Origin of the sequence: Demequina sp. TMPB413, from assembly GCF_020447105.2 — a bacterium.
GTDB lineage: Bacteria > Actinomycetota > Actinomycetes > Actinomycetales > Demequinaceae > Demequina.
Window position 1 is genome coordinate 2,061,006 of the sequence record NZ_CP096184.1, and the last position, 21,131, is coordinate 2,082,136.

The 21,131-nt window shown below is 65.8% G+C and carries 23 protein-coding genes and 1 tRNA gene; 13 read left to right on the forward strand and 11 right to left on the reverse strand.

From position 1 onward, the window contains the following. Position 1: 1 nt before the first annotated feature. Both LGT36_RS09825 and LGT36_RS09830 read right to left on the reverse strand, forming a co-directional pair. Complete coding sequence (locus tag LGT36_RS09825) at positions 2 to 1,075, reverse strand: ABC transporter permease (RefSeq protein ID WP_226264563.1); 1,074 nt, start codon at positions 1,073 to 1,075, stop codon at positions 2 to 4. A gap of 92 nt (positions 1,076 to 1,167) precedes the next feature. Further along, positions 1,168 to 2,829 carry an ABC transporter substrate-binding protein gene (locus LGT36_RS09830; protein WP_226096466.1) on the reverse strand — a complete coding sequence of 554 codons (1,662 nt, stop codon included), beginning with the start codon at positions 2,827 to 2,829 and terminating at the stop codon, positions 1,168 to 1,170. A 212-nt stretch (positions 2,830 to 3,041) separates the two neighbouring features. Between LGT36_RS09830 and LGT36_RS09835 the strand changes: the two genes are divergently transcribed. Beyond that, a complete protein-coding gene (locus tag LGT36_RS09835; RefSeq protein WP_226096465.1) occupies positions 3,042 to 4,424 on the forward strand; it encodes an FAD-dependent oxidoreductase in 1,383 nt (460 codons plus the stop codon). 21 nt (positions 4,425 to 4,445) lie between these two features. Here LGT36_RS09835 and LGT36_RS09840 read toward each other — a convergent pair whose 3' ends face one another. After that, entirely contained in the window at positions 4,446 to 5,156 is a 711-nt protein-coding gene (locus LGT36_RS09840; RefSeq protein WP_226096464.1) for a phosphatase PAP2 family protein, read from the reverse strand. A gap of 344 nt (positions 5,157 to 5,500) precedes the next feature. Between LGT36_RS09840 and LGT36_RS09845 the strand changes: the two genes are divergently transcribed. Further along, positions 5,501 to 7,657 (forward strand): RNA degradosome polyphosphate kinase, encoded by a 2,157-nt coding sequence (locus tag LGT36_RS09845; RefSeq protein WP_226096468.1) that lies wholly within the window; start codon positions 5,501 to 5,503, stop codon positions 7,655 to 7,657. Continuing rightward, positions 7,654 to 8,628: an NUDIX hydrolase gene (locus LGT36_RS09850; protein WP_226096463.1), complete on the forward strand. Its 975-nt coding sequence runs from the start codon at positions 7,654 to 7,656 to the stop codon at positions 8,626 to 8,628. The genes LGT36_RS09845 and LGT36_RS09850 overlap by 4 nt, the downstream gene beginning before the upstream one ends. Before the next feature lie 224 nt (positions 8,629 to 8,852). Here the strand turns inward: LGT36_RS09850 and LGT36_RS09855 are convergent, their stop codons facing one another. Both LGT36_RS09855 and msrB read right to left on the reverse strand, forming a co-directional pair. Continuing rightward, positions 8,853 to 9,485 carry a hypothetical protein gene (locus tag LGT36_RS09855; protein WP_370634252.1) on the reverse strand — a complete coding sequence of 211 codons (633 nt, stop codon included), beginning with the start codon at positions 9,483 to 9,485 and terminating at the stop codon, positions 8,853 to 8,855. Beyond that, the gene (gene msrB, locus LGT36_RS09860) at positions 9,486 to 9,902 is read right to left on the reverse strand and encodes a peptide-methionine (R)-S-oxide reductase MsrB (protein WP_226096462.1); all 417 of its coding nucleotides are present in this window, start codon (positions 9,900 to 9,902) and stop codon (positions 9,486 to 9,488) included. It abuts the gene before it with no gap. A gap of 340 nt (positions 9,903 to 10,242) precedes the next feature. Between msrB and LGT36_RS09865 the strand changes: the two genes are divergently transcribed. From LGT36_RS09865 to LGT36_RS09885, 5 genes are all read left to right on the forward strand, one after another. Then, entirely contained in the window at positions 10,243 to 11,082 is an 840-nt protein-coding gene (locus tag LGT36_RS09865) for an AzlC family ABC transporter permease (RefSeq protein ID WP_226096461.1), read from the forward strand. Beyond that, positions 11,079 to 11,393 (forward strand): AzlD domain-containing protein, encoded by a 315-nt coding sequence (locus LGT36_RS09870; protein WP_226096460.1) that lies wholly within the window; start codon positions 11,079 to 11,081, stop codon positions 11,391 to 11,393. The genes LGT36_RS09865 and LGT36_RS09870 overlap by 4 nt, the downstream gene beginning before the upstream one ends. A gap of 52 nt (positions 11,394 to 11,445) precedes the next feature. Continuing rightward, positions 11,446 to 11,793 (forward strand): YciI family protein, encoded by a 348-nt coding sequence (locus tag LGT36_RS09875; protein ID WP_226096459.1) that lies wholly within the window; start codon positions 11,446 to 11,448, stop codon positions 11,791 to 11,793. A gap of 66 nt (positions 11,794 to 11,859) precedes the next feature. Then, entirely contained in the window at positions 11,860 to 12,630 is a 771-nt protein-coding gene (locus tag LGT36_RS09880) for an AzlC family ABC transporter permease (RefSeq protein ID WP_226096458.1), read from the forward strand. After that, positions 12,627 to 12,941, forward strand: coding sequence for an AzlD domain-containing protein (locus LGT36_RS09885; protein ID WP_226096457.1), 315 nt, complete (start codon positions 12,627 to 12,629; stop codon positions 12,939 to 12,941). Before LGT36_RS09880 ends, LGT36_RS09885 begins: the two co-directional genes overlap by 4 nt. A gap of 30 nt (positions 12,942 to 12,971) precedes the next feature. On the opposite strand, the gene LGT36_RS09890 is transcribed toward LGT36_RS09885, so the two are convergent. Beyond that, positions 12,972 to 13,202 (reverse strand): hypothetical protein, encoded by a 231-nt coding sequence (locus tag LGT36_RS09890; RefSeq protein ID WP_226096456.1) that lies wholly within the window; start codon positions 13,200 to 13,202, stop codon positions 12,972 to 12,974. Positions 13,203 to 13,340: 138 nt separating this feature from the next. Between LGT36_RS09890 and LGT36_RS09895 the strand changes: the two genes are divergently transcribed. Beyond that, positions 13,341 to 13,934: a VanZ family protein gene (locus LGT36_RS09895; RefSeq protein ID WP_226096455.1), complete on the forward strand. Its 594-nt coding sequence runs from the start codon at positions 13,341 to 13,343 to the stop codon at positions 13,932 to 13,934. A gap of 219 nt (positions 13,935 to 14,153) precedes the next feature. Here LGT36_RS09895 and LGT36_RS09900 read toward each other — a convergent pair whose 3' ends face one another. Then, positions 14,154 to 14,891, reverse strand: coding sequence for a Sir2 family NAD-dependent protein deacetylase (locus tag LGT36_RS09900; RefSeq protein WP_226096454.1), 738 nt, complete (start codon positions 14,889 to 14,891; stop codon positions 14,154 to 14,156). Between the two features lie 87 nt (positions 14,892 to 14,978). Here LGT36_RS09900 and LGT36_RS09905 point away from each other — a divergent pair. Then, positions 14,979 to 15,051: transfer RNA gene (locus LGT36_RS09905), tRNA-Lys, on the forward strand. A gap of 367 nt (positions 15,052 to 15,418) precedes the next feature. Further along, entirely contained in the window at positions 15,419 to 15,910 is a 492-nt protein-coding gene (locus LGT36_RS09910) for a toll/interleukin-1 receptor domain-containing protein (RefSeq protein ID WP_226096453.1), read from the forward strand. A gap of 36 nt (positions 15,911 to 15,946) precedes the next feature. Here LGT36_RS09910 and LGT36_RS09915 read toward each other — a convergent pair whose 3' ends face one another. Continuing rightward, positions 15,947 to 17,206, reverse strand: a complete 1,260-nt coding sequence (locus LGT36_RS09915; RefSeq protein WP_226096452.1) for a PIN-like domain-containing protein — start codon at positions 17,204 to 17,206, stop codon at positions 15,947 to 15,949. A gap of 48 nt (positions 17,207 to 17,254) precedes the next feature. Further along, entirely contained in the window at positions 17,255 to 17,458 is a 204-nt protein-coding gene (locus LGT36_RS09920; protein WP_226096451.1) for a hypothetical protein, read from the reverse strand. 109 nt (positions 17,459 to 17,567) lie between these two features. On the opposite strand from LGT36_RS09920, the gene LGT36_RS09925 reads away from it, so the two are divergent. Further along, positions 17,568 to 17,849 (forward strand): DUF3892 domain-containing protein, encoded by a 282-nt coding sequence (locus LGT36_RS09925; protein ID WP_226096450.1) that lies wholly within the window; start codon positions 17,568 to 17,570, stop codon positions 17,847 to 17,849. A 92-nt stretch (positions 17,850 to 17,941) separates the two neighbouring features. Further along, positions 17,942 to 18,652 (forward strand): DUF5677 domain-containing protein, encoded by a 711-nt coding sequence (locus tag LGT36_RS09930; RefSeq protein ID WP_226096449.1) that lies wholly within the window; start codon positions 17,942 to 17,944, stop codon positions 18,650 to 18,652. Between the two features lie 238 nt (positions 18,653 to 18,890). Here LGT36_RS09930 and dinB read toward each other — a convergent pair whose 3' ends face one another. Together dinB and LGT36_RS09940 are read right to left on the reverse strand one after the other, a co-directional pair. Beyond that, the gene (gene dinB / locus LGT36_RS09935; RefSeq protein ID WP_226264532.1) at positions 18,891 to 20,087 is read right to left on the reverse strand and encodes a DNA polymerase IV; all 1,197 of its coding nucleotides are present in this window, start codon (positions 20,085 to 20,087) and stop codon (positions 18,891 to 18,893) included. A 103-nt stretch (positions 20,088 to 20,190) separates the two neighbouring features. Next, a complete protein-coding gene (locus LGT36_RS09940; protein ID WP_226095104.1) occupies positions 20,191 to 21,099 on the reverse strand; it encodes a DMT family transporter in 909 nt (302 codons plus the stop codon). Positions 21,100 to 21,131: the final 32 nt, after the last annotated feature.

The window sequence follows — 21,131 nt, forward strand, 5'->3', positions numbered from 1 at the left end:
GTCAGTACCTCACCCTCGGGTCAATGAGCGCCGCGATGATGTCGACAAAGAAGTTGGTCAGCGCGACGATCACCGCCAACAGGGCGACGATGCCCTGGACGGCAACGAAGTCGCGCGCCTGCAGGTATTGGGCGAGTTGGAAGCCCAGGCCCTTCCATTCGAAGGTGGTCTCCGTCAGCACTGCACCGCTCAACAGGAGCGCAATTTGCAGACCCATGACCGTGACAATGGGAATGAGCGCCGGGCGGTAGGCGTGCTTGCGCAGCAGGCGCCGCTCCGGCACTCCGCGAGAACGCGCTGCCTCGATGAAACCTGCCCCAAACGTCGAGATCACGTTGGTACGCACGAGTCGCAGGAACACTCCCGCGGTGAGCAGGCCGAGCGCGAGGGCAGGCAAGACGGCATGCTGCAGGACGTCCATGATCGCTCCGACATCGCCCGTCTTGATCGCATCAATCAAGTAGATGTTTGTCGGATTGTCCACGCGTTGCAGGTCGAGCTCGGTGCGTGTCGAGGCGCGACCGGCCACGGGAAGGATGTCGAGCCACACTGCAAAGATCAACTTGAGAAGCAGGCCCGCGAAGAACACGGGCGTGGCGTAAGCGAGGATGGCGGAGACACGCAGTACGGCGTCAGGCGCCTTGTCGCGGTGGTAGGCCGCGAGCCTTCCCAGCGGAATACCGAGTGCGAAGGCCACAAGCAGGGCGTAAAAGGCCAGCTCGAGGGTGGCCGCGCCAAACGTGGTGAGCACCTCGGTGACCGGGCGGTGGTCTGACAGCGTGGTGCCAAAGTCGCCGCTCGCGATGTCCGTGAGGTAGTCCCAGTACTGCACCAGGATGGGCCGGTCGTAGCCAGCCTGCGCGATACGCTCCGCGAGCTGGTCCGGCGGCAGCTTGCCGCCCTGTGCCGCGGTGATCGGGTCGCCCGTCGAGCGCATCAACACGAACACGGTCGTGACGAGGATGAACACCGTAGGGATGATGAGCAGCCCTCGCACAGCGATGTACCGCCCGAGCGAGCCGCCCGACTTCTCGCGCGGGGCCTTGGGGGCCTTGGTGTCAACCGACGTCGTCATACTCGCGTCCTCAATGGTCTTTGCTGGACTCTACAGGCGGGTGGATACGCAAAAGCGTGGGGGCCGGGAAACCCGACCCCCACGCTGTGCGCTTAGCCCTTTGACAGGGCGCCGTAGCGGAACTTGAACGAGGCGTCCAAGGTGTCTTCCGCTCCCGACACATCGGCACGCGTCACCGCAACCTGTGCACCCTGCAACAACGGCAGGGTGGAGAGGTCTGCGGCGACGGCCTTCTGAATGTCCTCGATGAGCGCGGTGCGCGCGGCCGGGTCGTTCGTGACCGCCTGCTCCAGGATCATGTCGTTGACGTCCTGGTTGACGTAGTGGTTGCCCAGGAAGTTGTCGATCAGGAAGAACGGCGCCAGGTAGTTGTCGGCGTCCGAGTAGTCCGGGTACCAGCCGAGCTGGTAGGCCGGGTAGACGTCGGCGGTGCGGTCCTTCGCGTACTGCACCCACTCGGTGGACTGCAGGTTGACCGTGAACAGGCCGCTCGACTCGAGCTGGTCCTTGACCAACGCGTACTCGTCGGCCGAACCGCCGCCGTAATGGTCGGGGTTGTACTGAAGGTTGAGCTCGACAGGCGTGCTCACCCCAGCGTCGGCCAGGACGGCCTCAGCAGCGTCGAGGTCAGGGCCACCGGAACCATCGCCGTACATCTCCTTGAGCGCCTCGGTCTGACCTGTCAGGCCGGCAGGCACAAACGAGTACAAGGGGATGTAGGTGTCGCGGTAGACCTGCGACGAGATCTCCGCCCTGTCGACCAGGTTCGCGACCGCCTGACGGACGGCCAGAGCCTTGTCAGCGTCGGCGTCTGGCGTTGCCGCACCGTAAGGCTGCGTGTTGAAGTTGAAGACGATGTAGCGGATCTCTCCGCCCGGTCCGTCAATCACCTTCACGCTGTCATCGCCGCGCAGGTCCTCGATGTCGGTGGCCGACAGCGAGCGGTAGGCCACGTCGATGTTGCCCTGCTGGATGTCCAGCTTGAGGTTCGACTCCTCGGCGTAGTACTTCACGTCGATGGCGGACGTCTTCGGAGCACCGAGCACACCCTGATACACATCGTTCGCTTCGTAGCTGATGAGGTTGTTCTGGTCATAGCTGAGGATGGTGTACGGGCCAGCAAAGGCTTCCCCTGCAACGATGTCGGCGTCAGGGGTCAGTGCGTCGGCCGCGAACACCTCTTCGTCGACGATCGGACCAGCAGGGCTCGACAAGATCTGCGGGAAGATTTGGTCGTTCGGCGACTTCAACGTGAAGACGACGGTGGTGTCGTCAGGCGCCTCGACGCTGTCGAGGTTGTACAGCAGCGAGCCGGGGCCGTTGCCTTCGTCAGCACCAGACTCGAAGATCGCCATCTGACGGTCAAAAGTGAACTTGACGTCGGAGGACGTGAGCTCGTTGCCGTTCGCGAAGGTGAGACCGGGCTTCAACGTGACCGTGTACTCGTCAGGAGAGGTGAACTCGGCGGACTCAGCGATGTCGGGCTCGACGTCCGACGTGCCATAAGGCGAGTTCATCAGGAACGGGAACACCTGGTTCATGACAGCGAAGGAACCGTTGTCGTACGACCCTGCAGGGTCGATCGTCGTGATCTTGTCGGTGGTGCCGATAATGAGCGACTCGCCTGAGCCGCTCGAGCCGTCGGCGGTGGCATCCGTATCGGCGTCGTCGCTAGAGCAGGCCGCGAGGGCCAACGAAGCGAGAGCGATTCCGGACGCAAGCGCCGCACGCCTGTGATTGAACGAGCGCAACATCCTTACCTTCTTTCATGTGGCGTCACCACACCCACGGGCGACAGCCTTGCGAAACTCCTTGTTAGCACACCTTGACCCTGCGTTTACCTGCGCTGACGCTTTTTTAACGTCGCTGCAACACTCAGGGACGGCACTACCGCGTACCGTGACCAAATTGTGACCTGGCGGCGTGATCCTCGCGGCAGCGTTCAGGACCTGCACACAATGGCCTCATGACTCTTCATCACCAGCACTTTGACACCATCGTCATCGGCGGCGGCCAGGCCGGGCCCTCCCTCGCATCCAAGCTCGATGCGGCAGGAGAGAAGGTGGCCGTCTTCCAAGAGGGCCCCTTCGGCGGCACGTGCCTCAACGACGGTTGCCGCCCCACCAAGGCGCTGCGGGCAAGCGCCCACGCGGCGCACGCTGCCCGCACCGCCGCTCGCTACGGCGTCCATGTCGAGGGCGTCACCGTCAATGTGGGAGAGGCGATCGATCGCAAGGACGGACTCATCGGCGCATGGCGAGACGGAGCGACCGACTACTACGAGAACCACGACACCATCAGCTATGTCACGGCCAGGGCGCGTCTCGACGGCAAGGAGGGCGACCACTATCGCGTCACGTTTGACGGCACCACCGTCACCGCGCCGCGCATCGTGCTCAATCCAGGTGCGCGCTCGGTCCCGCCTCCGATCGAGGGTCTCGGTTCCATTGACTATCTCGACCACCACACGCTGCTCGACCTCAAGGAGGCGCCAGGCCACCTCATCGTCATTGGCGGCTCGTACATCGGGCTCGAACTGGGCCAAGTGTGGGCGCGGTTCGGCTCGCGCGTCACCATCCTTGAGCAAGGCGACCACGTCATCGCCCGCGAAGACCACGACGTTTCCGATGCCGTCGCGCAGATGCTTCGCGACGAGGGTCTCGACGTGGGTACTGGCGTGCAGATTGAGAGCGTCGAGCCCGACGGCGAGGGCGTCGTCGTGGTGCTGGCTGCCGGAGAGCGGCTCGCAGGCGACCGCGTGCTGGTGGCTGCTGGGCGCATTCCCAATAGCGACGACCTTGGGCTCGCCACCGTGGGAGTCGAGACCGACGACCGTGGCTACATCACGACGGATGAGCACTTCCTCACTTCTGCACCCGGCATCTACGCGCTGGGTGACGTCAACGGGCGTGGCGCCTTCACCCACACCAGCTATCAAGACCACGAGATCCTCGCCGACCACCTCGCCGGCGGCGACCGGTCGGTGAAGGGCAGGATCGCGACGTACGCGCTGTTCACCGATCCCCCGCTGGGGCGTGTGGGGCTCACGGAACAGCAAGCTCGCGATGCGTACCCGAACGTATCCGTCGCCAATTACGAGATGGCCTCAGTGACCCGAGCAGCGCTCGATGGCATCAGCCCTGGACTGGTGCGCTTAGTGGTAGACGCCGACGCCGACAGGCTGCTGGGAGCCGCGGTCTTTGGCCTGCACGGTGACGAGGTGATTCACGCACTCTCGCTCCTCATGCATGTGGACGGCCCTGCTTCTGCGCTCGCCACGTGGCTCGCCATCCACCCCACAGTGGCCGAGTTCTTGCCCACGATCTATGGCGGCTTGGAGTCCTCTTAACACCGGCGGACTGCCGTTTCGCTACGCCGAGGTGACTGCAGCGTCGTCCGCGCGACGCCGACGAAGGTCGAGCCATCGCGACGCAGCCACCACGAGCCCGAGGGTCACCAAGCCGAGGCACGCGCCAGCGAGCACGTCCGTCACAAAGTGGTAGCCCAGATACAGCCTGCTGCCTCCGACAATCAGCACAATGACCACGGAGACGAGTCCCCACGCGGCGAGAGATCTGCGGCCGCGCCGACGCCGCCACAGGAGATAGGCCGTCACCAGCACAAGGGTGGTGGCGCCAGTGGTGTGCCCCGAGGGAAACGAATAGGACGTCTCGAGGCCAGGGATCACCTGAAGATCGTCGGCAGGGCGCGGGCGAGCAACCAGCATCTTGACCGTCATCGCGACCACCGTCGACATGACCATGGCGGCTGCAAGCAGGAAGGGATCTCGCCACGCCCTCGTGAGGCGCGCCCACACGACACATGCGACGCCTATGACAATGGGCAAGATCACGGGCCCGAAGGCATTGGTGATCACTGTGAGCGTGGTGGTGAGCCAAGGGGTACGGATCTCGATCAACCAGTCAAGCGCCGGTTGATCGACTAGGTAGATGTCCTCTCTCTCGAGGAACTGATCGAGCACCCCAACGAAGGCCCACACGCCCGCCGCGGTGAGCGCGAGACCGGGGAGAACTGCCCGCATCACCGGCGACGTGAGACGGTCGATGAGGTCAACAATCATCTGACCAGCCTAAGCGAGGCCACACCGACGAGCCCGGCTATACCCATGCCGACGCCCGTTCCGCTTGGCTCTGGACGGCCGGTCCGTATGCCATCGGTCGCCCGAGGATGGCACCGGCGGCGCACACATGCGTGAACGTCTGCCAAAGACGCTCGCCACCATGCTCGCCGTCATGCCACGATGGGTCCATGTCCTTCGACCCTCAGTTACCCGCCAACGCAGGCCAGCAAGCCTCCCAGCCCGGCGGCGAGGTGCAGCCCGAGGAAGAGCACTTCCCCCGCCCGGCGGATCCCACCACGGAGGCGCTCACCTTGGTGGAGTCAGAAGAGACCTTTCCCGTGCCGATGCTCCCCCACCCCATCGAGCCGAGCCACGGCGCCCCGGAGGGGCTGCCAGAAGACCGCTTCCTCGACAGGGAACTGAGCTGGCTGGCCTTCAACGAACGCGTGCTGGAACTCGCTGAAGACGAGTCGACTCCGCTGCTGGAGCGCGCACGCTTTCTCGCGATCTTCGCCTCCAACCTTGACGAGTTCTTCATGGTGCGGGTGGCGGGGCTGAAGCGGCGCATCGCGGCGGGCTTCGCGGTGCCGAGCGCGACGGGATTGAGCGCGACCAGGCTGGTCGAGCTGCTCACAGAGAACGCCCACGAATTGATGGACAGGCACGCGGCCGTGTTCCACGACCAGTTGCGCCCCGCCCTTGCCTCTGAAGGCATCACGCTGGTGCGCCACGACGACCTCGAGGAGCCCGAGCGGGGACGACTGCGCAAACTGTTCCGCTCCGACATCTTCCCGGTGCTGACCCCGCTCGCGGTGGACCCTGCCCACCCGTTCCCTTACATTTCCGGCCTGTCGCTCAACTTGGCGGTCGAGATCAGGGACCCCGACACTGGCAAGGACTTCTTTGCCCGCGTGAAGGTCCCCGAGACCCTGCCGCGGTTCCTCAGCGTCGACGCCAAAGGCAAGGCTTCTCAGGTCACCGACGCCTCGGTGTTGTCGGACGAGCCCCGCAGCTTTGTCCCGCTAGAAGAGGTGATCGGCGCTCACCTCGACTACCTGTTCCCCGGCATGGAAGTGGTGGATCACTACACCTTCAGGGTCACTCGCAACGAGGACGTTGAGGTCGAAGAAGACGACGCCGAGAACCTGCTGAAGGCGATGGAGCGCGAGCTCTTGAGGCGGCGCTTCGGCCCAGCGGTGCGCCTCGAGGTCGCCGAGGACTTGAGCCCCAAGGTGCGCGAGCTACTGGTGCGCGAACTCGGCATCTCGGACTCCGACGTCTACCAGCTCCCTGCCCCTTTGGACCTGAGGGGGCTCGACGTGATCGCGGACCTCGACCGCCCTCGCCTTCAGTTCCCGGCCTTCAGGCCCACCACTCACCACAAACTGGCTCCCGTGGAGACGGCAGACGAGCAGAACGTGTTCCAGGCGCTCAGCCGCTCGGACGTGTTGCTTCACCACCCGTACGACTCCTTCTCCACGTCAGTGCAGGCATTTGTGGCGCAAGCAGCGGTCGACCCCAAGGTGCTCGCCATCAAGCAGACGCTGTACCGCACGTCCGGGGACTCGCCAATTGTCGACGCCCTGATCGAGGCGGCGCGCAACGGCAAGCAGGTGCTGGCGCTGGTGGAAATCAAGGCCAGGTTCGACGAACAGCGCAACATCTCGTGGGCACGCAAGCTCGAACAGGCAGGCGTGCACGTGGTGTACGGCCTGGTGGGTCTCAAGACCCACTGCAAGTTGCTGCTGGTGGTCCGCCAAGAGGACGACGGCCTGCACCGCTATTGCCACATCGGCACCGGCAACTATCACCCGCGCACCGCACGGCTGTACGAGGACTACGGACTGCTCACCAAGGACCCCGACGTCGGCTCCGACCTCACCAAGCTCTTCAACCAGCTCTCCGGCTATGCGCCGAAGGCCAAGTTCCGCCGGCTCCTGGTCGCACCCACCTCGGTGCGCGCGGGGCTGATCGATCTGATCGACGCTCAAGCCGATCGCGCCCGCGAGGGCAGGGAGGCGTGGGTCAAGTTCAAGGTCAACTCTGTGGTCGACGAGAAGATCATCGACGCCCTCTACCGCGCGTCTCAGGCTGGCGTTCACGTGGACCTGGTGGTGCGCGGCATTTGCGCGATGAGGGCCGGGGTTCCTGGCCTCAGTGACAACATCAGAATCAGGTCAGTGCTCGGGCGATTCCTGGAGCACTCCAGGGTCTATGCGTTCCACGGCGAGGACGAACCGGTGGTCTACATCGGCTCTGCCGACCTGATGCACCGCAACCTTGACAGGCGCATCGAGGCGCTCATCTCCATTTCCGACGCCACGCAGCGTGAGTTGCTGATCGAGAACATCGACCTGGCGATGGGCGACGACGTCGCGGCGTGGGAGTTGGGCGCAGACGGCGAGTGGACCCGCTCGACATCGGGACCTGACGGCCCACTACGCGACTTGCAGTCGATGTATATCGAGCGTCAGCCAGAGCGCAGGACTCGGCGCAAGTGAAGGTAGAGCCCACCGACGTCGTCCTGGCGGCTGGTGCCCTGGTGTGGCGCGTCCGCAAGGGCGAACTCCAAGTGCTCGCTGTGCATCGTCCCCGCTACGACGACTGGTCGTGGCCCAAGGGAAAACTTGACCTCGGCGAGACCCTGCCCGCCTGTGCGGTGCGGGAGGTCGCAGAAGAGACGGGCAAAGTCATCGAACTCGGGCAGCCTTTGCCGACGCTGAGGTACCCGATCGGCGGCGGCAAGGTCAAGATCGTTCGCTACTGGGCGGCGCACGTCATCTCCCCTGACACTCCCGCAGCAATCGCCCGCGAGGCGGTCAAGGAGGCCTCCAAGAACGAAATCGATAGCGTCAAGTGGCTCACGATCGAGGAAGCGCGCCACCTGATCACCTTTCACGACGACCTGCGGCCGCTTGAACGATTGATTGACGAACACGAGGCTGGCCGACTGCGCAGCCGGGTCCTCATCCTCACGCGCCATGCGCGCGCCAAGCGCCGCAAGGCCTGGCCCGGCAAGGACATCGACCGCCCGCTCACGAAGGCTGGCAGGGAGCGGGCCCAGGCACTCGTGGGCCTGTTCGCGGCCTTCGGCGCATCCAAGATCACGTCCTCGCCGGCGGCCCGCTGTCGCCAGACCCTTGAGCCGTATGCCGAAGCGGCAGGCCTGCCAATGAGCACCATCGCATCCTTCACCGAGCCAGCTCACGCCAAGCGGCCGGAGAAGACGGCCAAGGCGTTCGCCGCGCTGCTCGACAAGAAGCGTGATCGGGCCGTGAGTGTTCACCGGCCCACGTTGCCCACCATCGTCAAGGTGCTCAGGGAACACACCACGTCTAAGACGAGGGGGGCCCTGCCGAGGACGATGCCGTATCTACCGGCCGGGGGCGTGCTCATCGCGCACGTGGTCGACCGCGACGGTCAGCCACAAGTGATCGCCGTCGAGAGCCACTTGCTGAAGCCTGGTCTCTAGCAGGGCAATCGGCGCTGGGCTGGTGGCACGCGGCCCTGAGGGCAGAGAAGAAGCGCCGGACCGGGAGCGCCAGACGGCGCTTAGGCCGCTCTAGGCGGCTGGTGTTGGAGCCCGGGGCTGCCACGGTCCGACGCCTCCCTAACGATACTGCGGGATAGCTTCTCGCGAGTCAAGTCAGTGACGAAGACGACACGGTACGCGAGCCCATCGCGGCGCAGAAAGAGTCAGTCGAGCTTCTCTTCGCGCCACAGCGCCGCGGAGCGTTCGAGCTCTTCTCCCGTGCGCAGTAGCTGAGCCGCGCGCACCGTCGCCTCGTGGGCGCGAGCGTCGGCGTGACCCTCGTCCGACTGTGCCTCGAAGGCGGCGCCCGTCGCGACCACGCGGCAGAAGGCCCCTGCCCGCTCAAGTGCTACGGCCAGGTCGCCAGAGAACACCCCCGACAGGATCAGGTCGGCAAGTGTGCGCACCTCGTCCGGACCTGGAGGATCCTCGACGCCAGCGATCGCGTGGCGCACGTGAGCGGCATGCACGCCGTGGTGGTAGGAGCGGGCGACCGACTCGGCGGAGAACTTCACCCATTCGCGCAGCATGTAGATGCGCCACAACGCTCCTGGCAAAGTGTGCGGCTCGGCCTTCGACCACATCATGGCGACGGTGTCGATGCCTTCCTCGTCCACGAGCCTGATCAGCCGCGCTGTCACCTCAGGGTCGCGCAAGAGGCGGGCCTGGGCCACGAGAGCCGCGGCAGACTCGTGCGCCACCAGCGCGCGGTCCAAGGGGTCGATGTCCCCCTCGATCTGCTCGGCTTCCTCCATGTCGAGCATCGCCGGGCGGCGGTACCGTCGTTGTTCCACCACTTAGTCGGCCTCGCCGGGCTCGGCATCGTCAAAGGTCAACGACACCGAGTTGATGCAGAAGCGGTTTCCAGTGGGAGTCTGCGGTGCGTCGGGGAACACGTGTCCCAAGTGGGAGTCGCACGCGGCGCAGCGCGCCTCAACCCTCACCATGCCGAGGCTGCGGTCCTCTTCGAGGGTCACCGCGTCGTTCTCGGCCTCGAAGAAGCTGGGCCAGCCGCAGTGCGAGTCGAACTTGGTGTCTGAACGGAACAGCTCCGCCTGACACGCCCTGCACCGATAGACGCCCTCGCGCTTCTCTTCCAGCAGTTCGCCGGTCCAGGGGCGCTCGGTTGCGGCCTCTCGCAACACCTTGTACTCGAAGTCCCCGAGCTGGGCACGCCATTCGGCGTCGGTCTTCACGATCTTGTTGGGTGACATTGCCACTCCTTCCGTGACTCACGCTAGCGGGCCGCACGGAGCCATCTCGACAAAGTCATCGGGAGGCCGAGCCGGGCCTGGCGCGGCGCCACACGGCCGCGCGCCCGCCAGAGTGCGAGACCCACGGGAAGAGAGCGCAGGCGCCCAACTCCGAGGGGGGGTTGGAGCTGGGCGCCGCACTGACATCTCCCCGTGAGGCTCGCGCCTTGGCGGGTACATCGATCCCAACGACGAAGACAGGCTTCTTGTTCCCGGCGTTCCAAGCATTCTTGAACCGGGTTCTCACACGGGTTCGAGGCTCCAGCCTGGCGGTGTCATCCGTGCATGCCAGACTGGCCCGGTGACACCCCAACGGCCCGACTCTTTCTCGGGGGACCGCGACGGCGGTGCGGCCAACGGCGGCCCCATTCTCGGCATAGGCCGCCTTCAATGGGCCGACGCTTGGGCGGGGTTGAAGGCGATCGCGCCGCTCATGCCGGGTTCCGCCGCGTTCGGTCTTGCCTTCGGCGCGCTGGTGCCCGTCGCCGGCATCAATCCGTGGACGGGCCTGTACGCGTCGGTGTCCGTCGTGGCTGGCGCCAGCCAGTTCTCCGTGGTCGAGTCCGTGCGCGCGAATGCGCCGGCCGTCATCGCCGTGCTCACCGCGCTGATCATCAATGCGCGCTTTGCCCTCTACTCGGCGGCGCTCGGGCCCGTGTTCTCTGCCTTCCCACGCCGCTGGAAACTTGGCCTCGCGCACATCATGACGGACCAGGCCGCGGTGGTGGCGCTCCACCATGCCGACCGCTTCCCCGATCCCGTGCGGCGGCGCTGGTTCGTGGTGGGTGGCGCACTGCCGTTCGTGTTGGTGTGGATCGTCGGCACCTTGGTGGGGGTGCTCGCCGGTCCCGTCATCCCCGAGTCCTGGCAGATCGGCTTCATCGTGCCGCTCATGTTCATCGCCGTGATGGTGCCCACTCTACGTCGCTCCGAGGACGTGGTCGCGCTCGCGGTCACCGGCGTGGTGGTGCTCGTGACGCGCGGCCTTCCTTACGGCCTGAACGTGATGGTGGGCATTGTGGTGGGCATCGTGGCCGGCACTGCGTGGGCGGAGTGGGCGGATGCACGCAGGCGCCGCCGCGGCGACTCGCCCGAGTCGGTGGCCGAGGCCGCCGAACACGAGGCGGAGGGCGGGCTATGAGAGTGTTCCTGATCTTCACCGCAGTGGCCATCGGCACGTACATCATCCGCGTCTCCGGCATCGCTCTGCTCAGCGACCCCCAGAAGATTCCGCCGCGTGTGCGCAGGGCGTTGGGGCTCGTCGCCCCGACCGCGATGGGAGCGATCATCGTGAACGCCCTGTTCCTCGACGAGTCGGGCTGGCGCGAGTTCGGCGCCTGGCACATTGCGGCGGCGGTGGCCGTGGGGGTGGCGCTGTGGCGCCGGTCCGCCGGTTGGGCAATGTCCCTTGGCGCGGCAGCGTTCGCTCTGCTCCTGATCGCCGGCGTCTAGCCAAAAGGTCCAACTGCTGGCAATGTGCCAGAACGAGAGGAAGGAACAACCAGTGGCTCAGTACTTGCTCACCGTCCACAACGACTACTCCGTGCCTCAGCCAAGCGAAGAGCGCATGCACGAGTTCCAAGCCGCCGTCGGTGCCTTCAACTCCATGCTGCGCGACACGGGCGCGTGGGTGTTTGCCGCGGGACTGGCCGAGCCGTCGTCGGCCGCAGTGGTGTCCTCCGAGGACGGCAAGACGCTCACTACCGCTGGCCCCTACGCCCAGACTTCCGAGCACGTCGGCGGCCTGTGGGTGGTCGAGACGGCCGACCTCAACGAGGCTCTGCGCCTTGGCGCTCAGGCTTCCGAAGCCTGCGGTGCACCTATCGAGGTGCGGCCATTGCTCGGTTCGTGAACTCCGTCCCGCACTAGTCGTCAGGCGCCGGGCAAGACACGCGTGGAGGCGTGAAACACTGAGTCAGTGACGGAACGCGATGCCTTCTCCCTGCGCGTTCCCCGTCACCTCCGCCAGCAGTTCGCTGCGGGCGCGCGGGAGATGCTGCCGCTGTCAGTCGGCGGGGCCGTGTTCGGACTGGCTATGGGCGCGCTGATTGCCGCGTCGGGTATGCCGCTGTGGGCCGCTGGCATCGGCACCGTGCTCATCAACGCCGGCGCCGCTCAACTCGCTCTGATCGACCTGGTGGTGAAGGGCGCCCCCTGGATCATCATCCTGGCTACGGTTGCCGTGGTGCAGGCCCGCTTCGCGCTGTACTCCGCCGCGCTTGCCCCCGTGTACAAGGTGTTCCCGCGACGATGGCGGTTCGCGCTCGCATTCCTCCTCACGGACCAGGCCGCAGCCTTCGAGAAGCACTTCACGCCGCTCATTCCCGACCCGGTGCGGCGCCGCTGGTTCTTCCTTGGAGGGGCCTCGCTCTTTGCAGGGCTGGCGATCGTCGGCACGCTCGTGGGCATCCTCGTGGGTCCTGTCATCCCCGCTTCGTGGCAGATCGGGTTCATCGTGCCACTGATGTTCTTGGCCATCATTTTGCGCACCGTGAGCGACAGGCCCGGCATCATGGCGGCCGTCATCGCGGCCGCCGTGGCCGTCATCAGCCGCGACCTCCCCTACGGCTCCAACGTGATCGTGGCGACGGTCGCAGGCATCGCGGTCACGCGACTCGTGGCACCGGCCTCTTGGTACAGAGGCGCGCCCACCGGCGAAGAGGCCGAGCCGCGGGAGGGGGCGCCGTGAGCACTCTGATCCTCTTTGTGCTCGCCGCGGCGCTCACGTTCGCGATCCGCTACTCGGGCATCGCCCTGTTCGCGGGCGACCGCGAGCTCTCACCCGGCTGGGCGCGCACCCTCGAGCTTGCGGGGCCCGCAGCAATGGCAGCCATCGCGGCCAATACCTTGCTCATCGCCGACGACGGCTTCCGCAGTCTCGGTGCGTGGCACCTGATGGCGGTCGCCGCCGCCGCGATGGCCGTGTGGAAGCGAGACACCAACTGGATCCTGCTGGCGGGAGCCGCTGGCTTCGTGGTCTTCAGGCTGCTGGGACTTTAGGACGGCGCGTGACCCTTACCAGCGTCGTCTCTACTTCTGGATGGGGCCCTTCTTGCCTTCCCAGCCGGAGTGATTCATGCCTTGGCTGCGCTGCTGCTTCTGGATCTGGGAGTCAGGCGGCTGCTTGGCGTCGGGATTCTGGTTCTCCGCATCGCCTGAGCCGCTCTGCCACGGAGGCGCTCCGGCGTGGTCTGGTCGGTGGTCGGCCGCGTTGGGAACGTCGATGGGCTTGTCTTGGTCGCGAGGTTCCTGGTCGGTCATCGTGGACTCCCTTCTTCGGAACGGTCGGTCACTAGTGCAACCATATGGACGGGCGACTTCATCCCTCCTGGTCAACATGGGGGCCGCGCTCTGGCACCGATGGGCGGCCTCAGTCGTTGTTCGCCCACAGGGAGGGACATGATGGCGCGCATGTGGGAATCGTTCGGCATCACCACGGCGGTGCTCGCCGGCGCCGGGGTTGTCGCTGCCCTCGCGCTGCTGGTGGTGCTGGTCGCGGTGCTGGGCGGGATGCGTCGCGCCTTGCGGATCACTCCCTGGGTGCTGCTCGCCATGACGACCGTTGCGATCCTGGTGGCAACGCTCGGCTTTGGCGTGGGCGACCCCGACGCTCAGGCAGGGCTCAATCTCGAGCCGTTCACGGAGATTCGGCGAGGGTTGCGCGCCGGAGCCTCCGACGCGGTGGCCGCGAACGTGTGGGGAAACGTCGCGATGTTTGTACCGATTGGCCTGCTGCTGGTGTGGCTGCTCACCTCGCCGCTCATCGCGCGGGTGATCATGGCGACCATCGCCGGCATCGGACTGTCGGTGATCATTGAACTCGCGCAGCTGACGCTGCGCCGCGTGGCCGACATCGATGACGTGATTCTCAATGGCTCCGGGGCGCTACTTGGAGCGCTGGTGGGCATGGTGACGGTGCTGCTGTGGAGGCTCGTGACGTGGATCGCGCGGAGTGTGCGCGCGCGGCGTCACCCTTCAGCCCCGGCCGCCTAGCGCCCGTCGCAGCTTCGGGGCACGCCGCCCATGCAGCAAACTCACTACCGCATCGACACTGGCCCGCCGACCCCTGCGGAAGATGCGTCTCACCTGTCAGTTCAGTAGTGACTTCTCGACGGCAGGGTGCGACGGACCGCGAAGGGCGACGGACGGCACACGGTGTCGGACCGTGGAGCGCGCGGCGGACGGAAGACGGTGTCGGTCTCGCGAGGACGGCTAGTGCACCAGGGGCGGCGCCACCAACCGGTTCACGAGCGCTGGCACGGTCAGGTCGATGGGCCCGCGAATCACCTCTGACGCGTAGCGGTCGTAGTCGGTGGGCTCGGCGGTGACGATGATCAGGTCGGCGCCGGCCTCCACCGCCATGCCGGCGAGGCTCGCCACCGGATAGACCGACAGGCTGGTGCCGATCGCGATGAACACGTCGCACGTGGTCGCGGCCCGCACCGCGCGGTCGATCGCCGCCGCGGGCAGGATCTCGCCAAAGTAGACGATGTCGGGCTTGAGGACTCCGCCGCAGTCCACGCAGGCTGGGTCGGGGTTAGCGGCCAGGCCAGCGACGACGTCGGCCGTGTTCACGCTGTTGCCGCACCCCCGGCACGACGTGGTGCGGAGGGTGCCGTGCATCTCGACCACGTCGCTCTCCGCGAGCCCGCCGGCCTGGTGAAGCCCGTCGAAGTTCTGGGTGAGCACCACGTCAAGGCGGCCAGCGTCGGCGAGGCGGGCGAGCGCCTTGTGGGCGGCGCTGGGGGACGACGTCCAGGCAGGGTGGTCGCGCCAATCGCGCCATCCGGCGATGCGGACTTCCCTGTCGCGCACAAAGGCGTCGATGTCGAGCAACCGCGCGCGCTCGGGGTTGAGGGTCCACACCCCGGCGGGGCCGCGGAAGTCGGGGATGCCGGAGCCTGTCGAGATGCCCGCCCCTGTGAGGACCGCGATCCGTTGGCTTGGCACACGGTGATGGTACGTCGGCGCAGGCGGGCGTGAGCGCGAACGCCCAAGGATGAAGTGGCGCCCCGACTCCCCTTAGGATTGCGGGGCGGGCCTCTAGCTCAGTTGGTAGAGCAGCGGACTTTTAATCCGCGGGTCGTGGGTTCGAGCCCCACGGGGCCCACTAGGTAGATCACCGAATGGTGGTCGCGACACGGGTGTGGTTCGAGGCAAATCCCCTTCAAAACCCCTCCGATGCTCATCTCGGCTGGCCCGTCGGCTTCGCGGCAGCCCGAGTCGATGTCAGTGGTGCGTCGTAGAATCCGACCATGGCTCAATGCACGGCTCCTGTCTACGGCCACCGCACGGCGAGCGGTGCTGCGAACTGCCCCGCGTGCGGGGGACGCTATGGAGGGTACGGAGGTGGCTACTACTCGCCTCGACCCAGCTACTCGCCGCCTCCGCCCCCGCCCAGGCATCCGAGTTTCGCAAGCCGGTCTTCTGGCAGTGGCGGGGGTACCTCGTCAAGGAGTCGAGCGCGCCGAGCATCCGTGACGTACTCAGCACGTGAGTATCAGACGCTTCGACCGGTACGCGATCAAGCAGTTCGAGTTGCGGAGACTCGGCCCGACCTCCGCGACCTGTTCCTCTGCCATGCGTGGGCTGACAGAGGCGGCGCAGCGCTGGAGTTCTACGAGTTCCTGGTCGGTTTCGGGGTGTCCGTTTGGTTTAGCGAGAAGGATCTGCCGCTCGGAACTCCCATGATGCGCCAGATCGACAAAGGTCTCAAGAATTCGAGAGTGGGCGTGGTTCTCGTGACTCCAGCAATGCTGGACAGCCTCGACTCCGAAGGCATTGCAGACAAGGAACTGTCAGTGTTGCTCGGGTCAGGCCGCGTGATTCCGATCGCACACGACACGACGTTTGACCTCATGCGGGACGTGAGCCCGATGCTCGCGTCACACTCAGGACTCACGACCGCAGACTATGGGTCGCTTGAGGAAGTCGCGCTGAGGATCGCGGACACTGTCCTGCTCGACTAGCCACCATCGCTTCGCCCCGCAACGCGGTGATCGGCGCTACGAGGAAGACGACTCCGAGGAATCACCCCAGAACCACTGCACGAACTCACGAGGCACCAGAAAGTGCGAGGCGAGCACATAGCTATCGGGCGACTCGTAGACGGCGACCAGCGGTTCGGGCAGTGACTTGGAGGACAACGCTTCCTCCGCCTGCAGTTGCTTCATCACCGTCCGCGTCGGGCGCGTGAATCCTCGCAATGTTCTGTCGCTGTCGAAGCCACCCATCTCGTAGATACGCTCGCGCGATATCCTCCCGCCGTTGCCGGCGGCTTCCTCTACGACCAGTGCATGCAGTGACGAGTACGCCGCAAGACGTTCCATGAACAGTTCGATGTCGTAGTCGGTCCAAAGCGATCCGCTGGACGAGACCTGGTCGATCGAGCTCAGTGACTCCTCAGTGATCTGCGCGTCGAGCGCTTTGCGCGAGAGGTCGAGTAGTCGCGCGGTACGCACTAAGAGCAACTGCGCACCAGCGTAATCGCGGGCCTCACGAACGAGCGCAAGGTTAGCTCCCACCGTCGCTCCGCCCTCACGCTCGAACCAGTCCCCCTTCTCCGAGTCCTCGGTCACGACTACGAGATAGCGAACCTGCCGTGCTTTTGCCTCCCGGAGTGCCTGTATCCACACAAGGTAGTCGCCAGCGCGGGCCTCACCCGACTTGTCGGTATCGCCGTATCCAGGAGGCACCTTCTGGTCGAATCGCTTCAGCCCGTCCGCGATATCCGCAGATTGGGTGGATGGTTCAGATTTCGAGCCCACCTTGCCCACGAATACGACCCGCAACCTGCCGAGGACCGCGTCGGTGCGCGTATCGACTTCGTGCTTCGTCTCACCAGCGCGAAGTGCAATGTCCTCGCGAGCACCCTGCAACGCCGAGTCGACTTCACCGAACAGGCCCGCCGACACAGCCTCGGGTGCCCCCGTTCGACGTCGCCAGAAGGAGAGTTTCTCTTCAATTTGCTGACCGAAAGACTCCAGAGACTTGAGAATCTCCTCGATGTCCTTCGAGCGCTGCCTAATGACCGTGCGTCGCCGCGACCAAAACTCGCGAGCAACTTGGTGCGGCACGTAGAGGCGATCGCCTATGAGTTGCAGGACGGCGAAGAGCGCGTCTGCCGCGGACTGGTCGTAGCGGTAGAGGTTCAACACGACATTGGTGTCGAGTACCACAAGGCCCTCGCGAACGGCCTCGACCTGTTGCTCATCGGTGAGCTGCTCATACTCCGCAAAGTCATCATCGAGCGAGCCAAGCACCATTCCCCCACCCCTCATCATCGAAGTTCGACGCGGTGAATACCCACGACACTAGCGCCCCTCGGCCACGGAGCCATCAAACTTCTCCACATGGCTCGCGTAGTTACTTGGGTAAGGGTGCGCATAGGCCGCGTCGGCCGTGGCGAGGCTGGCGAGGCTGGCGAGGCTGGCGAGGCCGAGCCAACGGGACACCTCATACGGCGGTGCAAGCCTGCCGCCTGCCGACCGCTGGCGAGCAAAATCGGGACACGCCATTCGAACGCTTGTGCGATTAGCACTCTCGTGCGTAGAGTGCTAGTCGTGGCCCCGCTAGAGGGCTAGGGTCACGCGCCCGCCTCAGCCCTCAGACAGGTCAGCAACTCCCATGAGCATCGAGATCACGCATGTGCGCTTCGGCAGCACCGCAGCGAGCCACGAGACGATCACCGCCTACAAGTGGCGCAACGACCAGACTGGTCACGTTGGATCCAGTGACAAGCCAGCGATGGTCGCCTGGGTCGACATTGAGTCCAACGTCGCTCACGTCGGGCAAGGTGACAAGTATGTAGCGGTCGGCGCTGTCCATCCGACCAGTGGCGAGGCACACTTGCGCACCCATGCCGACGGTCAGTGGACCAACAACCTCCTGTCACTTCCGACCTACTAGTCGGCCAGCGGGTGGATAGCCAGCGCGCACAGCAAATCGCTCGAAGCGGCGAGCATCTGGCTCGTGTAGTGGGCGCGTGGCGACAAATCTGGGTGTCTGATGACTCCGTGGAAGTGCCGGTGCTGGACCAGACCATCACTTCCGGCTTCGTTCATCTCGCGTGGGCCCACCATGCGGTGAGAATCTCAGAGTCCGTCGACGCGCTCTACGAGAGAGCCATGTACCTGCAGGCGGTCCCTCTCATCCGACAGACACTCGAAACGGCAATTACTTCATTGTGGGCTGCGAACGTATCCCAGGCAGGCGAGCGAGCGTACGTCGCCCACCTACTGTCGCGCCGCACCATGCTCCGAGAGATGGGTGGACTCGGCATGCCTGTCTCCGATGGCCTCGCAGAACTGGCGACAGAGATCGCCCAACGTGAGGCGATGCATGGCAAACTCGACAAGTTCAAGATGCCCCTTCTCTCCAACCGTGCAACCGCCGTCCGGGGTGGGCGCGATCTGTATGTTCACTATCGTCACCTGTCGGAGCTCGCACACCCGACGTTCTGGTTAGCAGACGGGTACGCACACCCTGTCGACCTGCCGGACAGCCGGTTCGCTTTGTCAGACTCGTCAAGGTACGACGGCGCGCCGCTCGCCCTGAACTACCAACTCGTGTCGGTCTGTCACACGCTCGGAATCTGGTCGACACTGCCCCATCAGTCGGATCGCTACCAGTCTTTGCTCGCCACACTCGACGATGTTGGACGGGAGTTCGACTTCTCGGTTGCGAGACATCCTGAGGGCAGCGGGTCGTAGATCCCCTCCAGAATCCCCTCCGACCGCGCCGCTTGCGTGAGCGACCGAGGTCGACCGTCCTCGCCCGGCTTGGCTCCCAGCGGTGCTCAGGACGGTCAGTTCCACGCTCAAAAGGGCCAGGTCGGTCTGAGCCGGTCGCCCATCACCAGGGTCTTTTAATCCGCGGGTCGTGGGTTCGAGCCCCACGGGGCCCACTTGGTGGATCGCCGCACAGTGCCTCGGCATGCGGTTCGAGGTCTTACTCGTGCTCCGGGAGCCGCGGCGCGCTCAAGCCAGCGTCGCGTCCTATCAGCGCCGCGCGCGTGACGGCCGCCGCCCCAAAGCGGTTGCGAACGGCATCGAGCGCCGAGTCGATGCGCGCGCCGTCGTGCCAATCCAGTGGCAGCTCTGGCTGGACGTCACCGGACCGCACCAGACCCGCAAGCGAGACACCGATGAGCGTCACGCCGCGCTCGGAGACTTCGCGCGCCACGCTCGTCAGCAACGTGTGCGCGGCGCCGAGCAGCACCTCCGTGCGATCGGTGGGAGCACCCAACGTCCGCGAACGCGTCGCACTCGTGTAGTCGCCAAAGCGCACGCGGACCGTGATGGTCGAGCACGAGGACTCTCGTTCGCGCAGTCGCTTCGCGAGCCCGTCCATGATCTGGGTGACGATGAGCGCGAGTTCATCGAGAGTGCGCGGACGGTTGCCCAGCGCGCGTTGCGAGCCGATCGAACTGCGCCGCTTGGCGTCCTCCACCGGTCGCGGATCACGCAGTCTCGCGAGGGCGTGCAGGTGCGCGCCCGCCGCTCTACCCAAGAGGCGTTCGGCCATCTCCGTCTCCAACTCCGCCAGTTGCCCGACGGTATGGATGCCTCGTGAGTGCAGCTTCTGGGCGGTCACGGCCCCGACACCCCAGAGGCGTTCCACCGGGAGCGGATGGAGGAAGGCCTCTTCGCGGTCGGGTTCCACGACGAGCAGCCCGTCGGGTTTGCTGACGGCGCTCGCGACCTTGGCGAGGAACTTGGTGCGCGCGACGCCCACCGAGATCGCGAGCCCCACCTCGGTCCGGACGCGCTCTCGCAGCCGCACAGCAATCTGTTCGGGGGTGCCGGCGATGCGTCGCAGCCCGCCCACCTCGAGGAAGGCCTCGTCGATCGACAGGCCCTCCACGTGCGGCGTGGTGTCGTAGAAGATCGCGAAAACGGCGCGGCTTGCCGCAGAGTAAGCCTCCATCCGGGGCGCGACCACGACGGCCTCGGGACACAACGCGCGCGCTCTCGAGGTCGCCATCGCTGTACGCACTCCGCGGGCCTTCGCCTCGTAACTCGCGGCCGCCACCACGCCAGCGCCGACGATCAAGGGCCGTCCCCGCAGCGACGGCGTGTCTCGCTGTTCTACAGAGGCGTAGAAAGCGTCGAGGTCAGCATGCAGCACCGTCGCTTCGCCTCGCACGCCACACCTCCTGCTGGTACCCGCCCGTAGGAGCATCGTCCCACTGAGGCACGACGTCGAGAGGACATCTCGCAGGAATGCCCGCGAGCTTGGGAGACGGCACCTACTCGGGCGGAACCACGGTCTCCAAGTGGGCGGGCTCTCGCTGCGAGGTCAGCGCGATCGCCGCCGAGACCGCGACCAAGCCGATCGCCTCGACGAGTGTGGGGACCTCCGCGAGCATCACCACCCCCACCAGCAGTGCGGTGGCGGGGAACACGGACAGCAACACGGAGAAGCGCGCCGTGGGCGCGTGGCGCAACACCAGTTGATCGATGCCGTACGGCAACACGGACGAGAACACCGCCACCACGAGGAGCAGCGCCAGCAGGCCGGGATCGGCGATGGGTGGCGCGTCTCCGGTGACCATGCCTGGCAGCCCGAAGGGGGCGTAGATCAAGGCACCCACTGCCATCGACACCGACAGCGACTCCAGCCCGGATGGCTCCCCCGGTCGGGGAGTCGCAACCTTGCGGCCCAGCATGATGTACCCAGCCCAGCCCCCGGCGGCCAACAGTATCCAGGCCAAGCCGACGGCAGCGTCGGCGCCGCCGATGTCGAGCGTCACGCCCACAATCATCACCACGCCAACGGCGGCAAGCGCGATGGCCACACGTTCTCGCCAGCCGCGACCCGTCAAAGCGCCGACGGCCACCGGGCCAATGAACTCGATCGCGACGGCGGTGCCCAGGGGAAGATGCTCGAGCGCCAGGTAGAAGGCGATATTCATGCCCGCCAGCACCGCGCCAAAGGCCGACGCTCGCCACCAGGTCCGACGGGTCCAGCGGCGCCGCCATGGGCGCATCAGCAGGACCAACACCACCGCCGCGATCGCGATCCTTGACCATGCGACCGAGGCCGCGGGCATGCGGTCGAACAGCCCCACGGCCACTCCGGCGCCGATGTACTGGAACGTTCCAGACAGCACAAACACGAGCGGCGCGAGCGTCACAAAGGCCGAGCGGCGGGTCACGGCGTCACGCTAGCACCGCAGTGCTGGTCGAG

Bases quoted from the DNA above. Each gene is read 5' to 3' on its own strand.
- LGT36_RS09830 (WP_226096466.1), bottom strand. From the start codon at position 2,829: ATGTTGCGCTCGTTCAATCACAGGCGTGCGGCGCTTGCGTCCGGAATC.
- LGT36_RS09925 (WP_226096450.1), top strand. From the start codon at position 17,568: ATGAGCATCGAGATCACGCATGTGCGCTTCGGCAGCACCGCAGCGAGC.
- LGT36_RS09840 (WP_226096464.1), bottom strand. From the start codon at position 5,156: ATGATTGTTGACCTCATCGACCGTCTCACGTCGCCGGTGATGCGGGCA.
- LGT36_RS09845 (WP_226096468.1), top strand. From the start codon at position 5,501: ATGCTCCCCCACCCCATCGAGCCGAGCCACGGCGCCCCGGAGGGGCTG.
- LGT36_RS09890 (WP_226096456.1), bottom strand. From the start codon at position 13,202: ATGACCGACCAGGAACCTCGCGACCAAGACAAGCCCATCGACGTTCCC.
- msrB (WP_226096462.1), bottom strand. From the start codon at position 9,902: ATGTCACCCAACAAGATCGTGAAGACCGACGCCGAATGGCGTGCCCAG.
- LGT36_RS09870 (WP_226096460.1), top strand. From the start codon at position 11,079: ATGAGAGTGTTCCTGATCTTCACCGCAGTGGCCATCGGCACGTACATC.
- LGT36_RS09915 (WP_226096452.1), bottom strand. From the start codon at position 17,206: ATGGTGCTTGGCTCGCTCGATGATGACTTTGCGGAGTATGAGCAGCTC.
- LGT36_RS09825 (WP_226264563.1), bottom strand. From the start codon at position 1,075: ATGACGACGTCGGTTGACACCAAGGCCCCCAAGGCCCCGCGCGAGAAG.
- LGT36_RS09895 (WP_226096455.1), top strand. From the start codon at position 13,341: ATGATGGCGCGCATGTGGGAATCGTTCGGCATCACCACGGCGGTGCTC.
- LGT36_RS09920 (WP_226096451.1), bottom strand. From the start codon at position 17,458: ATGGCGTGTCCCGATTTTGCTCGCCAGCGGTCGGCAGGCGGCAGGCTT.
- LGT36_RS09835 (WP_226096465.1), top strand. From the start codon at position 3,042: ATGACTCTTCATCACCAGCACTTTGACACCATCGTCATCGGCGGCGGC.